We start from the raw sequence: 13,275 nt of genomic DNA, 5'->3' as shown, positions 1-13,275 counted from the left end.
TCGTGTGAGACCGGTCGCCCCCGATCATGTCGTGCTTTCGGCCGTGATGCCCAGGGCTTTCTGTAGGGACCCGACAGTGACGCCAGGACGCCACTGTCAGGGCCCGATTCTCCGTATCGCGGAAGGGACCGATAGGTTTTCGGCATACCAGACCGCTATCGAAAGGGTGATCCGTTGAGCCGCTCGGTTCTCGTCACCGGAGGCAACCGGGGCATCGGCCTCGCCATCGCCCGCGCGTTCGCCGAGGCCGGCGACAAGGTCGCGATCACGTTCCGCTCGGGAGATCCCGCGGAGCTGGAGAAGCAGGGCTTCCTCGCCGTCAAGTGCGACATCACCGACGCCGAGCAGGTGGAGCAGGCCTACAAGGAGATCGAGGAGAAGCACGGTCCGGTCGAGGTCCTCGTGGCCAACGCCGGCGTGACCAAGGACCAGCTCCTCATGCGCATGTCCGAGGAGGACTTCACGTCCGTCCTCGACACCAACCTCACCGGCACCTTCCGGGTCGTGAAGCGCGCCAACCGCGGCATGCTGCGCGCCAAGAAGGGCCGCGTCGTGCTGATCTCCTCCGTCGTCGGCCTGCTGGGCTCGGCGGGGCAGGCGAACTACGCCGCCTCCAAGGCCGGACTGGTCGGTTTCGCGCGGTCCCTGGCCCGGGAGCTCGGCTCGCGCAACATCACCTTCAACGTCGTCGCGCCCGGTTTCGTCGACACCGACATGACCGCGGTGCTCACCGACGAGCAGCGCGCCGGCATCGTCTCCCAGGTCCCGCTGGGCCGTTACGCCCAGCCCGAGGAGATCGCCGCCACGGTGAAGTTCCTCGCCTCGGACGACGCCTCGTACATCACTGGAGCCGTCATCCCGGTTGACGGCGGACTGGGAATGGGTCACTGAACACCATGGCTGGAATCCTCGAGGGCAAGAAGATCCTCATCACCGGTGTGCTGATGGAGTCCTCCATCGCCTTCCACGCCGCGAAGCTGGCCCAGGAGCAGGGCGCGGAGATCATCCTCACCGCCTGGCCGCGGCCGACGCTGACCGAGCGCATCGCCAAGAAGCTGCCCAACCCGGACGTCAAGGTCCTGGAGCTCGACGTCTCCAACGACGAGCACCTCGCGCGCCTGGAGGGCCAGGTCCGCGAGCAGCTGGGCGACCGCCTGGACGGCGTCGTGCACTCCATCGGCTTCGCGCCCCAGGACGCGCTCGGCGGCAACTTCCTGAACACGCCGTTCGAGTCGGTCGCGACCGCCATGCACGTCTCGGCCTTCTCGCTGAAGTCCCTGACGATGGCGCTGCTGCCGCTGATGAGCGAGGGCGGCTCGGTCGTCGGCCTCACCTTCGACGCGCAGTTCGCCTGGCCGCAGTACGACTGGATGGGCCCGGCCAAGGCCGCCCTGGAGGCCACCAGCCGCTACATGGCCCGTGACCTGGGCAAGCAGAACATCCGCTGCAACCTGGTCTCGGCCGGCCCGCTCGGTTCGATGGCCGCCAAGTCCATCCCGGGCTTCTCCGAGCTGGCGAGCGTCTGGGACACCCGCTCCCCGCTGGCCTGGGACCTCAGCGACCCGGAGCCGGCCGGCCGCGGCATCGTCGCGCTGCTCTCCGACTGGTTCCCGAAGACCACCGGCGAGATCGTCCACGTGGACGGCGGTCTGCACGCGATCGGCGCCTGACCCCGTCGGCGCCCGATCCGTGGGCGCCTGACCTCGGTCGATGCGCAGGGGCCGGGGGCCCGCCCGAGCGGCGGACCCCCGGCCCCCGCCGTTTCCGGGGGGGGGCCTCCGCCCCGAGTCGAAAAGTCCGGAGAATCCCCCCAGACTGGTCGGAGCGTGACATTCCGGCTACTGATGGGGAGGAGGTACGGACATGCGCACGCCGCTCCTGCGGGCGCCCGCGCTCGTTCCGGCCGCCGCACTCCTCGCGGGCCTGGCCGGCCTCGCCGTCGCCGCCGAGGTCCGCGCCGCTCCCGCCCCCGCAGAGGACGGCATCGCCCGCACCGCCCCGGCCGCCGCGGACCCGGAGGACTTCGGGGCCTCCTGCCGCACCCTCGTCGAGGGCTCGGCCGTCACCGTCCACTGCCAGAACCCCTATCCCCGCACCGACCGGGTCCGCCTCCACGTGGAGTGCGCGCGCTGGTGGGACGTCGACACCGACACCGCGCCCGTCGACGTCGGCCCCGCCGACTACGTCAGGGTCACCGGGCGCTGCTGGAAGGAGGTCCGGGCGGCCTGGGTCACCCACGAGCCGGCGGCTCGGGGCTCCTGAGGCACATGAAGGGGTAGCCGGCCGCCTCGGTGGCCGCCCGCTCGGCGTCGCCGTCGCGGATCGCCGCCACCAGGCGCGCGTGGTCCATGTGGTTCTCCGGGCGCAGCTCCGGGCCCACGTCCTCGCGCAGCCAGGAACGCAGCACGTGCCCGAGGTCCGAGTAGAGCCCGGTCAGCACCTCGTTGTGCGAGGCCACCACGACCGCGTGGTGGAAGGCCGCGTCGGCGGTCACGAACTCCTCCGCGTCGCCCGTCGCCCAGGCCGCCTCACGGCGCGCGAGCAGCGCGTCCAGCTGCCCCAGGTCCCGGTCGGTGCGGCGCTGCGCGGCCAGCCGGGCGGCCGAGGACTCCAGGGTGGCGCGCAGCTCGGCCACGTCCCGCGGGTCGGAGCCGGCGAACCTGCGGTGCATCACCCCGGCCAGCTCGCTGGTCGCGACCACGTAGGTGCCGGAGCCCTGCCGGATGTCGAGCAGCCCGTTGTGGGCGAGCGCGCGGACCGCCTCGCGGACGGTGTTGCGGGCCACCCCGAGCTGCTCGACCAGCTCGGGCTCGGTCGGGATGCGGGTGCCGACCGGCCACTCGCCCGAGGTGATCTGGTTCCTGAGCTGGGTGATCACCTGGTCGGAGAGCCCGCTGCGCCGCGGATGCCCGAGGGCCATGGCCACACCTTCCGTCCGGTTCGTCCCGCGGTCCGCGGGGTTCGGCGCTTCATTGTCCAAAACTGGACAATGAATCATCCCATGATTCTATGATGGGCTTCATGTCAGACGAGCCGCAGACCCTCGACCCCGCCACCAGGAAGCAGCCGCCGGCGCGCAGCAGCGCCGGCGCCCCCGATTCTCCCGCATCCCCCGGCTCCGCCCGGTGGATCGGTGCGCTCGTCGCCGTCGGGCTCGTCCTCTCCGCGCTCAACCTGCGCCCGGCCATCACCAGCCTCGGCGCCCTCCTCGAAGAGGTCAGCGCCGGCCTCCACATGAGCGGCAGCGTGGCCGGCGTCCTCACCTCCGTGCCCCCGCTGTGCTTCGCCGTCTTCGGCATCGCCGCCCCCCGGCTCGCCCGCCGCTTCGGCCCCGCCGCCGTGGTCTGCGCCGGCATGGCCGCGATCGCCGCCGGCCTCGTGCTGCGCTCCCTCGCGGGCTCCACGCCCGCCTTCCTCGCCGCCAGCGCCCTCGCCCTCATGGGCATCGCGCTCAGCAACATCCTCATGCCGGTCCTGGTCAAGCGGTACTTCCCGGACCGCATCGGCAGCATGACCGGCCTCTACTCGATGGCCCTCGCCCTCGGCACCTCCGTGGCCGCCGCCGCGACCGTGCCGCTCACCGACGCCCTCGGCGGCAGCTGGCGCCTCGGCCTCGGCATCTGGGCCGTCCTCGCCGCCCTCGCCGTCCTGCCCTGGATCCCGCTCATCCGCGACCGCTCCGCCGACCCGGGCGCCGCCGGCTCCGGCGGTACGGGGCAGCCGGCCGCCCCCGCCCCGGCCGCGCCGCGCGTCGCCCGCAGCCGCACCGCCTGGGCCCTCGCCTGCTTCTTCGGCCTCCAGGCCACCGGCGCCTACATCACCATGGGCTGGATGCCGCAGATCTTCCGCGACGCCGGCGTCCCCGCCTCCACCGCGGGCGTGCTCCTCGCCGTCACCATGGTCATGGGCGTACCGCTCGCCTTCGTCATCCCCGGGCTCGCCTCCCGGCTGCGCCACCAGGGCCCCATCGTCGTCGCCCTCGGCCTGTGCGGCCTCAGCGGCTACACCGGCCTCTACCTGGCGCCGGCCGGCGGCGCCTGGGTCTGGGCGGTCCTCCTCGGCATCTCCAACTGCTCCTTCCCGCTCGCCCTCACCATGATCGGCATGCGCTCGCGGACCGGCGCCGGCGTCGTGAAGCTCTCCGCCTTCGCCCAGAGCGTCGGCTACCTCATCTCCATCCCCGGCCCGCTCCTCGTCGGCGTCCTCTACCAGCACAGCGGCGGCTGGGGGCTGCCCGTCGCCCTCATGGGCGGCCTGATGATCCCGCAGATGATCGTGGGCGTCCTCGCCGGACGGGACCGCACGGTCGAGGACGAATGCTGAGATGCGAGACTGAGGACATGCCCGTACTCGAACCGAATCCCCCCAACGGCCAGAAGGCGCTCCTCGTCATCCTCGGCGCCATGCTCGGCATCACGGCGGTCATCGCCGTCATCGCCACCTTCGCCTCGCCCTGACCCGGGCCGCCGGGCCCCGGCCTCTCCGGTGCCCGGCCTCTCCGGGGCCCGTTCTCCGGACCCGGGGTGGGGACAACCCCCCGTCCCCTAGGGGGCAGGTGTCAGGGTCAAGTGGGTGGATCACCTGATGGGCCCGGCCCCGCCCGCTCCGTACGGTGGTGTCAACGCGAAAGACAGCGAGCACCCCACCCCACGGAGGCGGCCATGACGGCGCGCACGCACACCGGCGTCCCGACCCGGCGGACCGGCGTCGACACCCGGCTGCCCTGGTGGGCACTCGCCCTGCCGGTGGCCGCGTTCGTCGCCCTCCTGCTGCTCATAGCGGGCCCCGGCCCGGCCCCGGAGGCCGGCGGCGCCGCGGGCTTCGGACACGTCCTCGACCAGCTCCGGCAAACGCTCCCTCTCTGAGTCAACCCGGCCCGTTTCGTGCGAAGCTGTCCAGCATGAGCGTCGACACACCCCGCAGGATCGTCCTGCTCCGACACGCCAAGGCGGACTGGCCCCAGACCTCCGACCACGAGCGCCCGCTCGCCGAACGCGGCCGCACCGACGCCCCCGTCGCGGGACGCCGGCTCGCCGACACCGGCATCCGCTTCGACCTCGCCCTCTGCTCGACCGCCGTGCGCACCCGGGAGACCTGGAAGCTCGCCGTCCACGAGCTCCCCGAGCGCCCGAAGACGGTCTACGAGGAGCGGTTGTACGAGGCCTCCCTCGGCGAGCTCCTCGCCGTGGTCAACGAGACCCCCGAAACCGTCGACAACCTGCTGCTCATCGGCCACAACCCCGGAATGCACGCCCTCGCCGACGCCCTCTCCGGGGCGTCCGAGGGCGACGCGCTGACCCGGATGAACCGCAGCGGCTTCCCGACCGCCGCCTTCGCCGTCGTCAGCTTCCAGGGCACCTGGAAGTCCGTCGAGCACGGCATGGCCGGCACCCTCGTCGAGTTCTGGTCCCCGCACGACTGAGCCCCGCCCGCCCGCGCGGATACGCGAAGGGGCCCGGCCGTCCTGAGACGCCCGGGCCCCTCTCCGTACCAAGAGCCCGCCACGGCGCGCACGGAGCGCGCCCGCACACGGGGGAGGGGGGGATCAGTGCGGCAGGTCCTCCACGCCGCCGTCCGCCGCCTCGACCTCCTCGCGCGTGATGCCCAGCAGATAGAGCACCGTGTCCAGGAACGGCACGTTCACCGCGGTGTCCGCGGCCCGGCGCACCACCGGCTTCGCGTTGAACGCCACGCCGAGCCCGGCCGCGTTCAGCATGTCCAGGTCGTTCGCCCCGTCGCCGATCGCCACCGTCTGCGCCAGCGGCACCCCGGCCTCCGTGGCGAAGCGGCGCAGCAGCCGCGCCTTGCCCGCCCGGTCGACGATCTCCCCGGTGACCCGGCCGGTCAGCTTCCCGTCCACGATCTCCAGCGTGTTCGCCTGGGCGAAGTCCAGACCGAGCCGCTCCTTCAGATCGTCCGTGACCTGCGTGAAGCCGCCCGACACCACGCCCACCTGGTAGCCGAGCCGCTTCAGCGTCCGGATCAGGGTCCGGGCACCCGGTGTCAGCCGCACCTCGGCGCGCACCTTGTCCACCACCGACGCGTCCAGACCGGCCAGCAGCGCCACCCGGGCGTGCAGCGACTGCTCGAAGTCCAGCTCACCGCGCATCGCGGCCGCCGTCACCTCGGCGACCTGCTCCTCGCAGCCCGCGTGCGCCGCGAACAGCTCGATGACCTCGTCCTGGATGAGCGTCGAGTCGACGTCCATCACCACGAGCCGCTGCGCCCGCCGGTGCAGCCCGGCCGAGACCACGGCCACGTCCACGCCGACCGAGTGCGCCTCGGTCGCCAGGGCCGTCCGCAGCGGCTCCGTCTCACAACCCGAGACGGCGAACTCGACCGCCGTCACCGGATACTTCGCCAGCCGGAAGATCCGGTCGATGTTGCCGCCGGTCTCCGCGATCCTGGCCGCTATGGCCGCGGTCTGCTCGGCGGTCAGCGGGTGTCCGAGGACGGTGACGTGCGAGCGGCCCTCGCCGCGCGGGCGGTTGTCACCGGTGCCCGAGATGATCTCGGCCTGGAGCTTGAGGGACTCGGCCCAGCTGTGCACGGTCGCCCGCAGCTCGCCCGCCGTGGCGACGGTCGGCTCGGTGACCAGCGCGCACAGGACGAGGCGGCCGCGGGAGACGACCTGCTCGATGTCCACGACGTCGACCGCATAGGCGGCGAGGGTGTCGAAGAGTCCGGCGGTGATCCCCGGACGGTCCTTCCCGAAGATCTTGACGAGAAGAGTGGGAACGTCCGAGGCGGGAACGTCTGAGGTCTGCGATGCGCTCATGGTGCTTCCACCGTATCGGGCACCCGGTGCCACCAGACCCCCCGTCCCGCCTGCCGGACACCCGGGTGGCCCCGGACTTGCCGCGCGGACCCTCCGCGTGCGGGGCTGCGCAAGCTCTTCACGCGGCCCGACTTTCGGATACGGGCCGGGGCCTGAAATAGTTCCCCCGGATGTTCACCATCCCTGGGCTCCCGAAGACGGGGGTGCATCGGGGGACAAGTAGTGGGGCATGGAGTGCCAGAACTCGTACTGGAATTGAACGGAAGGACCTGGACCCTCGATCCGTCCAGGTCGTACACCCTGGGCCGCGATCCCCAGGGCGACCTGGTGATCGACGACGCCAGGGTCTCGTGGCGGCACGCCACCATCAGCTGGGGCGGCCGGAGTTGGGTCATCGAGGACCACGGCTCGACCAACGGCACCTTCGTGCAGGGCCAGCGGATCCACCAGGTGGAGATCGGCCCCGGCTCGGCCGTCCACCTCGGCAACGCCACCGACGGCCCGCGGCTGAACCTGGCGGCCACCGGCGCGCCGGCCCAGCAGCTGCCGCACCAGCAGGCGCCACAGGTGCAGCAGCCGGCCCACCAGGGCGTGCACCAGGAGGTCACGCACCAGGCCCCGCCGCAGCAGCACCAGCAGCACCAGCCGCCGCAGCAGGGCTGGCCGCAGCAGCAGCCGGGCCCGGCCGCGCCGCAGGTCCCGCACCAGCAGCCGCAGCACCCGCAGGCCGGCTACCAGCAGGGTGCCGCGCCGGTCCACGGCGACCGCAGCCCCACCACGTTCCACCAGCTCAACCTCGGCCGCGTGATGAGCATCGGCCGTGCGCTGGAGAACGACCTGGTCGTCTCCGACCTCCAGGTCTCCCGGCAGCACGCCACCTTCCACGCGACGCCCGACGGGCGCTTCGAGATCCGCGACCTCGGCTCGCACAACGGCACCTACGTCAACGGCCAGCCGATCGCCAAGGGCGGCTCCGTCCTCATCGGCCCCAACGACGTCGTCGGCGTCGGCCACTCGACGTTCCGGATCGTCGGCAACCAGCTCGAGGAGTTCGTCGACACCGGCGACGTCTCCTTCTCGGCCCGCCACCTCACGGTCACCGTCGACGGCGGCAAGCAGATCCTCAAGGACGTCACCTTCGGCGTCCCCGAGAAGTCGCTGATCGGCGTCATCGGCCCCTCCGGCTCCGGCAAGTCGACCCTCCTCAAGGCGCTCACCGGCTACCGGCCCGCCGACCAGGGCGACGTCCTCTACGACAACCGCAGCCTCTACAAGCAGTTCGCCGAGCTGCGCCAGCGCATCGGTCTGGTCCCGCAGGACGACATCCTGCACAAGGAGCTGACCGTCCAGAAGGCGCTCAAGTACGCCGCCAAGCTGCGCTTCCCCGGCGACACCGCCGAGGCCGAGCGCGAGGCCCGGATCGACGAGGTGCTGCGCGAGCTCAAGCTCGACATCCACCGCGAGAAGAAGGTCACCTCGCTCTCCGGCGGCCAGCGCAAGCGCGTCTCCGTCGCCCTGGAGCTGCTGACCAAGCCCTCGCTGATCTTCCTGGACGAGCCGACCTCCGGCCTCGACCCGGGCATGGACCGCGACGTCATGCAGCTGCTGCGCGGCCTCGCCGACGACGGGCGCACGGTCCTCGTCGTCACCCACTCGGTCGCCGAGCTGGCCCTGTGCGACAAGCTGCTCGTGATGGCGCCCGGCGGCTCGGTGGCCTACTTCGGCCCGCCGGACGAGGCCCTGAACTTCTTCGGCTACTCCACCTGGGCCGACGTCTTCTCCGCCTTCGAGAACTACCGCGACTACGACTGGGCGGGCCGCTGGAAGGGCTCGCAGCACTACCAGCTGTACGCGGCGGAGATCGACGCCGTCGCCGCCCAGCCGGTGCAGATGCCGCAGCAGGCCCAGCAGGCGATGACGAAGCCGCCCAAGCCGCAGGGCTGGGGCTCCCAGCTGTGGACCCTGATCCGCCGCTACGTCTCGGTGATCGTCTCCGACAAGGGCTTCCTGGCCCTCATGGTGATCCTCCCGGCCGTCATCGGCTCGGTCTCCGTCGTCATCCCCGCCGACTTCGGCCTCGCACCGCCGAAGCCGCCGTCCCGCTTCAACGGCGACGCCGGCATCATCATGCTGATCCTCGCGGTCGGCATGTGCTTCTCCGGCGCCGCGAACTCGGTCCGCGAGCTGATCAAGGAACGGGTCATCTACGAACGGGAGCGCGCCACCGGCCTGTCCCGCTCGGCGTACCTGATGTCCAAGGTGATCGTCCTCGGCGTCATCACCGCCTTCCAGGGCGTCATCCTCTGCGCCATCGGCTTCGCGATCCGCGACCTGCCCGCCGAGGGCCTGATCATGCCGCCGGCCGTCGAGCTCTGCCTGGTGGTCATCGCGCTCGGCCTCACCTCGATGATGGTGGGCCTGGTCATCTCCGCACTGGTGAAGACCGCCGAGAAGACCATGCCGCTGCTCGTCATGTTCGCCATCGTGCAGGTGGTCTTCACCGGCATCCTGTTCAAGGTCTACGGCTCGCCCGGCCTGGAGCAGTTCGCCTGGCTCATGCCGTCCCGCTGGGCCATCGCCGGCGCCGGCACCACCCTGGACCTCGCGCACCTGATGGCGCCGTGGGACCCGAAGAACCCGACCGACCTGGACCCGCTGTGGGACCACAGCGCCGGCCAGTGGTTCTTCAACGTCGCCGTGCTGCTCTTCATGACCTCGGTGCTCGGCGTCCTGGTCGCACGGCTGCTGCGCCGCCACGAGCCGGAGGTCATGCGCAAGTAGCGCACCCGGTCCGCAGCGCGCCCGAGGGCGGCACCCGTGGGGGTGCCGCCCTTCGGCATGATCAGGAGGCGCTCATGATCAGTAGGCGCTGTTGACGTTGTCGATGGTGCCGTAGCGGTCGGCCGCGTAGTTGCAGGCGGCGACGATGTTGGCGACCGGGTCGTACTGGTCGAACTTGGTGCCGGGCACGTGGTAGGCCTTGAAGGTCGGGTAGATGACCTGGAGCAGGCCCTTGGACGGCACGCCGTTGATGGCGTTGATGTCCCAGTTGTTGATCGCGTACGGGTTGCCGCTGGACTCGCGCATCACGTTCTTGTAGATGCCGTGGTACGTGCCCGGGATGTTGTGCTTGTCCATGATGAACAGCGCCTCGCGGATCCAGCCGTCGAGGTTGTTCGCGAAGACGGGCTTGCGGGCGGCGGCACGGCTCGCGGCGGCCTTGGCGGCGGCGCGCTTCTTCGCGGCGGCCTCCGCCTTCGCCTTGGCGGCGGCAGCGGCCTTGGCCTTGGCCTTCGCGGCGGCCTGGGCCTTCGCCTTGGCGGCGGCGGCCTGGGCGGCGGCCTTGGCCTTGAGGTCGGCCTCCTGCTTCGCCTTGAGGGTGAACGCGGAGGTCTGCTCGTCCAGGCTGGCGGCCAGCGCCTTGGCCTGCGGGCTGTTGGCGTCGTAGGACCACGCGACCTGCTGGGTGTGCGCGAGGGCCTGGGGCTCGGTCTCGGTCGAGCCGCCGTGGCCCTGGACGAGGGAGAGGCCGAGCGCCGCGGCGCTGAGGGTGGCGACGCCGGCGATCGCGGCCTTGTGGGTCTTCTTCAGACCACGACTGTGGCCAGGGGTGTTCGCAGACATGCAGGACTACCTCTTCGAATCGCTGGGGGTCGCTCAGGCCGGGGCGGCGCTGCGCCATGCTCGGCGGCGACGGACGCAATTCTTAGCGGGCGCAAAATCCGCTGGCAAAGGTGTGACCTACGACCCCGGGTAGTGGATCAGGCCCCTCACCAGATGCCCTCAGGTCCGGTTTGCGACCAGTTCCGCCCGCGCTCATCTCGCCTTTATCCGTCCACTAGGGACATTCGTAAGTGACCTGGGTCCTATGCGCGGGCTCACATCGACCACGTAACGAACTCACCAAGCGTTGCGCCAGCAATGCACACCGTGAGCCCCCTCCCGACCCCGGTCCTAGGCCTCGGGTCCCGGACCTGCGCCGTCCCCGGACGGATACGCACCGTCACGCCCCACCGGTACGGTGGGGCGCATGAGTCACCGTCCCGGCTCCGGCCTCGCCGCCGTGAGCAGCGCCCTCCTGGCCATGAACCGCCAGATGGAGGTGCGCGACGTCCTCAAGACGATCGTCGTCTCCGCGCGCGAGCTCCTCGACGCCGAGTACGCCGCCCTCGGCGTCCCGGACGACCACGGCGGATTCGCCCAGTTCGTCGTCGACGGCGTCAGCGACGCCCAGTGGCGCGCCATCGGCCCGCTGCCCCGCCAGCACGGCATCCTCGCCTCGATGCTCCACACCGCCGAGACCGAGCGCCTCGCCGACGTCCGCAAGGACCCCCGCTTCGAGGGCTGGCCCGAGGCCCACCCCGAGATGTCCGACTTCATCGGCCTCCCCGTCCGCGACGGCGACGAGACCCTCGCCGCCCTCTTCCTCGCCAACAAGCGCTGCCCCAAGCCCGACGGCTCCTGCGGCTTCACCGCCGAGGACGAGGAGCTCCTCACCCTCCTCGCCCAGCACGCCGCCATCGCCCTCACCAACGCCCGCCTGTACGAGCGCAGCCGCGAGCTCACCATCGCCGAGGAGCGCTCCCGGCTCGCCCACGAGCTGCACGACGCCGTCAGCCAGAAGCTCTTCTCCCTGCGGCTCACCGCCCAGGCCGCCGCCGCGCTCGTCGACCGCGACCCCGCCCGCGCCAAGGGCGAGCTCCAGCAGGTCGCCGCGCTCGCCGCCGAGGCCGCCGACGAGCTGCGCGCAGCCGTCGTCGAGCTGCGCCCCGCAGCCCTCGACGAGGACGGCCTCGTCCACACCCTGCGCACCCAGATCCAGGTCCTCGACCGCGCCCACACCGCCCGCGTCACCTTCGACGCCGCCGGCGTCCGGGCCCTGCCCGCCGCACAGGAGGAGGCCCTGCTCCGGGTCGCCCAGGAAGCCCTGCACAACGCGCTGCGGCACTCCGGAGCCGGCCTCGTCACCGTCGCCCTCACCCGCAGCGGCGCCGGCGGCGTCCGGCTCGCCGTCACCGACGACGGCAAGGGCTTCGAGCCCTCGACCGTCCGCAGCGCCGGCCGCCACCTCGGCCTGGTCTCCATGCGCGACCGGGCCGCGGGCGTCGGCGGCACCCTCACCGTGACATCGGCGCCCGGGCGGGGCACCACGATCGAGATGGAGGTCCCCGGTGGCTGAGAAGGTCATCCGCGTGCTCCTGGTCGACGACCACCAGGTCGTCCGCCGCGGCCTGCGCACCTTCCTGGAGGTCCAGGAGGACATAGAGGTCGTCGGCGAGGCCGCGGACGGCGCCGAGGGCGTCGCCCGCGCCGAGGAGCTGCGCCCCGACGTCGTCCTCATGGACGTGAAGATGCCCGGCACCGACGGCATCGAGGCCCTGCGCAAGCTGCGCGAGCTGGCGAACCCCGCCAGGGTCCTGATCGTCACCAGCTTCACCGAGCAGCGCACGGTGGTGCCCGCGCTGCGCGCCGGCGCGAGCGGATACGTCTACAAGGACATCGACCCCGACGCGCTGGCCTGCGCCATCCGCTCCGTCCACGCCGGGCACGTCCTCCTCCAGCCCGAGGTCGCCGACGCGCTCCTCAGCCAGGACGAGCAGTCCGGCCAGGCCGCAGGCACGGGCCGCGGCTCCACCCTGACCGAACGGGAGCGGGAGGTGCTCGGCCTCATCGCCGACGGACGCTCCAACCGGGAGATCGCCCGTGCGCTCGTCCTCTCCGAGAAGACGGTCAAGACGCACGTCTCCAACATCCTCATGAAACTGGACCTCGCCGACCGCACCCAGGCCGCCCTCTGGGCCGTCCGCCACGGGCTGACTGCCTAGGGCACGCCCGTTCCCCTCTTCATACAGTCGGGTGCATGTCCCCCACATGGCGCAACCCGGCGGGGGTGCGGGCGTTCTTCATGGCGTGCCGCGGCGGACCGGTCGCGGCGATGACCAGGAGGAACCTCTCGTGAACAAGCTCAAGAAGGCCGCTGCCCTCACCATGGTCGCCGGTGGCCTCGTCGCCGCCGGTGCCGGTGTCGCCTCCGCGGACGCGGGCGCCCAGGGCAAGGCCGTCCACTCCCCGGGCGTCGCCTCCGGCAACGTGGTGCAGGTCCCGGTCCACGTCCCCGTGAACGTCTCGGGCAACACGATCAACGTGATCGGCCTGCTCAACCCGGCCTTCGGCAACAGCGCCGCCAACCTCTGACGCGCGCCCCAGCCCCGGCCCCCGGACGATCCCCCGGGGGCCGGCCCCGTTCCACCCCTCTTCCCGCGTCCCCTCGCACCGCTCGGCGCCGGGGCGCCTCGCGGGCGTCGGTTCGCTGCGGCGGACTCCGCCGCCGGGTCGTGGCCCGGGCGCGTGCGGCCCGTCCGCCCGGGGCCGCCGGGTCGTGGCCCGGGCGCGTGCGGCCCGTCCGCCCGGGGCCGCCGGGGGGCTAGAAGCCGCGGTTCCGTTCCCGTTCTTCGACGTACGCGTTGTACGCGGCGACCTGTGCCCGCCGCGCCACC

14 protein-coding genes are annotated in these 13,275 nt (G+C 72.0%); 11 read left to right on the top strand and 3 right to left on the bottom strand.

Going from position 1 to position 13,275, the window contains the following annotated elements; translation table 11 throughout:
- Positions 1–174 precede the first annotated feature (174 nt).
- From fabG to ACIGW2_RS16525, 3 genes are all read left to right on the top strand, one after another.
- Complete coding sequence (gene fabG / locus ACIGW2_RS16535) at positions 175–891, top strand: 3-oxoacyl-[acyl-carrier-protein] reductase (RefSeq protein ID WP_356062830.1); 717 nt, start codon at positions 175–177, stop codon at positions 889–891.
- A gap of 5 nt (positions 892–896) precedes the next feature.
- A complete protein-coding gene (gene fabI / locus ACIGW2_RS16530) occupies positions 897–1,670 on the top strand; it encodes an enoyl-ACP reductase FabI (RefSeq protein WP_356062833.1) in 774 nt (257 codons plus the stop codon).
- Positions 1,671–1,863: 193 nt separating this feature from the next.
- Positions 1,864–2,262, top strand: a complete 399-nt coding sequence (locus ACIGW2_RS16525; RefSeq protein ID WP_399844169.1) for a hypothetical protein — start codon at positions 1,864–1,866, stop codon at positions 2,260–2,262.
- On the opposite strand, the gene ACIGW2_RS16520 is transcribed toward ACIGW2_RS16525, so the two are convergent.
- Positions 2,231–2,920 carry a FadR/GntR family transcriptional regulator gene (locus ACIGW2_RS16520; protein WP_361590210.1) on the bottom strand — a complete coding sequence of 230 codons (690 nt, stop codon included), beginning with the start codon at positions 2,918–2,920 and terminating at the stop codon, positions 2,231–2,233. The two genes, ACIGW2_RS16525 and ACIGW2_RS16520, sit on opposite strands and share 32 nt — an antisense overlap.
- 101 nt (positions 2,921–3,021) lie before the next feature.
- Here ACIGW2_RS16520 and ACIGW2_RS16515 point away from each other — a divergent pair, with 101 nt between their 5' ends.
- From ACIGW2_RS16515 to ACIGW2_RS16500, 4 genes are all read left to right on the top strand, one after another.
- Entirely contained in the window at positions 3,022–4,323 is a 1,302-nt protein-coding gene (locus tag ACIGW2_RS16515; RefSeq protein ID WP_399844167.1) for a CynX/NimT family MFS transporter, read from the top strand.
- Positions 4,324–4,340: 17 nt separating this feature from the next.
- Complete coding sequence (locus ACIGW2_RS16510; RefSeq protein WP_356062845.1) at positions 4,341–4,457, top strand: SGM_5486 family transporter-associated protein; 117 nt, start codon at positions 4,341–4,343, stop codon at positions 4,455–4,457.
- Positions 4,458–4,661: 204 nt separating this feature from the next.
- On the top strand, positions 4,662–4,865 hold the full coding sequence (locus ACIGW2_RS16505; RefSeq protein WP_391655333.1) for a hypothetical protein: 204 nt from the start codon (positions 4,662–4,664) through the stop codon (positions 4,863–4,865).
- A 35-nt stretch (positions 4,866–4,900) separates the two neighbouring features.
- On the top strand, positions 4,901–5,422 hold the full coding sequence (locus ACIGW2_RS16500; RefSeq protein ID WP_356062850.1) for a histidine phosphatase family protein: 522 nt from the start codon (positions 4,901–4,903) through the stop codon (positions 5,420–5,422).
- Between the two features lie 123 nt (positions 5,423–5,545).
- On the opposite strand, the gene serB is transcribed toward ACIGW2_RS16500, so the two are convergent.
- Positions 5,546–6,778 carry a phosphoserine phosphatase SerB gene (gene serB / locus ACIGW2_RS16495; protein ID WP_361590219.1) on the bottom strand — a complete coding sequence of 411 codons (1,233 nt, stop codon included), beginning with the start codon at positions 6,776–6,778 and terminating at the stop codon, positions 5,546–5,548.
- Between the two features lie 222 nt (positions 6,779–7,000).
- Here serB and ACIGW2_RS16490 point away from each other — a divergent pair, with 222 nt between their 5' ends.
- Positions 7,001–9,559: an FHA domain-containing protein gene (locus ACIGW2_RS16490; RefSeq protein ID WP_399844164.1), complete on the top strand. Its 2,559-nt coding sequence runs from the start codon at positions 7,001–7,003 to the stop codon at positions 9,557–9,559.
- A 78-nt stretch (positions 9,560–9,637) separates the two neighbouring features.
- On the opposite strand, the gene ACIGW2_RS16485 is transcribed toward ACIGW2_RS16490, so the two are convergent.
- Positions 9,638–10,402: a transglycosylase SLT domain-containing protein gene (locus tag ACIGW2_RS16485; protein ID WP_391655335.1), complete on the bottom strand. Its 765-nt coding sequence runs from the start codon at positions 10,400–10,402 to the stop codon at positions 9,638–9,640.
- A 406-nt stretch (positions 10,403–10,808) separates the two neighbouring features.
- Between ACIGW2_RS16485 and ACIGW2_RS16480 the strand changes: the two genes are divergently transcribed.
- From ACIGW2_RS16480 to ACIGW2_RS16470, 3 genes are all read left to right on the top strand, one after another.
- Complete coding sequence (locus tag ACIGW2_RS16480; protein ID WP_391655336.1) at positions 10,809–11,957, top strand: GAF domain-containing sensor histidine kinase; 1,149 nt, start codon at positions 10,809–10,811, stop codon at positions 11,955–11,957.
- Entirely contained in the window at positions 11,950–12,603 is a 654-nt protein-coding gene (locus tag ACIGW2_RS16475; RefSeq protein ID WP_391655337.1) for a response regulator, read from the top strand. Before ACIGW2_RS16480 ends, ACIGW2_RS16475 begins: the two co-directional genes overlap by 8 nt.
- 130 nt (positions 12,604–12,733) lie before the next feature.
- Positions 12,734–12,973, top strand: coding sequence for a chaplin (locus tag ACIGW2_RS16470; protein ID WP_391655338.1), 240 nt, complete (start codon positions 12,734–12,736; stop codon positions 12,971–12,973).
- The last annotated feature ends 302 nt before the right edge of the window (positions 12,974–13,275 follow it).

It is taken from the genome of Streptomyces sp. NPDC053541, from assembly GCF_044544705.1.
Classification (GTDB): Bacteria; Actinomycetota; Actinomycetes; order Streptomycetales; family Streptomycetaceae; genus Streptomyces.
Note: the sequence above shows the minus strand (reverse complement) of the source record. Positions and strands in the feature narration are given on the sequence as shown.

Excerpts from the sequence above, each read along its gene's own strand:
- fabI (WP_356062833.1), top strand. The coding sequence starts at position 897 with ATGGCTGGAATCCTCGAGGGCAAGAAGATCCTCATCACCGGTGTGCTG.
- ACIGW2_RS16525 (WP_399844169.1), top strand. The coding sequence starts at position 1,864 with ATGCGCACGCCGCTCCTGCGGGCGCCCGCGCTCGTTCCGGCCGCCGCA.
- ACIGW2_RS16520 (WP_361590210.1), bottom strand. The coding sequence starts at position 2,920 with ATGGCCCTCGGGCATCCGCGGCGCAGCGGGCTCTCCGACCAGGTGATC.
- ACIGW2_RS16515 (WP_399844167.1), top strand. The coding sequence starts at position 3,022 with ATGTCAGACGAGCCGCAGACCCTCGACCCCGCCACCAGGAAGCAGCCG.
- ACIGW2_RS16510 (WP_356062845.1), top strand. The coding sequence starts at position 4,341 with ATGCCCGTACTCGAACCGAATCCCCCCAACGGCCAGAAGGCGCTCCTC.
- ACIGW2_RS16505 (WP_391655333.1), top strand. The coding sequence starts at position 4,662 with ATGACGGCGCGCACGCACACCGGCGTCCCGACCCGGCGGACCGGCGTC.
- ACIGW2_RS16500 (WP_356062850.1), top strand. The coding sequence starts at position 4,901 with ATGAGCGTCGACACACCCCGCAGGATCGTCCTGCTCCGACACGCCAAG.
- serB (WP_361590219.1), bottom strand. The coding sequence starts at position 6,778 with ATGAGCGCATCGCAGACCTCAGACGTTCCCGCCTCGGACGTTCCCACT.
- ACIGW2_RS16485 (WP_391655335.1), bottom strand. The coding sequence starts at position 10,402 with ATGTCTGCGAACACCCCTGGCCACAGTCGTGGTCTGAAGAAGACCCAC.
- ACIGW2_RS16480 (WP_391655336.1), top strand. The coding sequence starts at position 10,809 with ATGAGTCACCGTCCCGGCTCCGGCCTCGCCGCCGTGAGCAGCGCCCTC.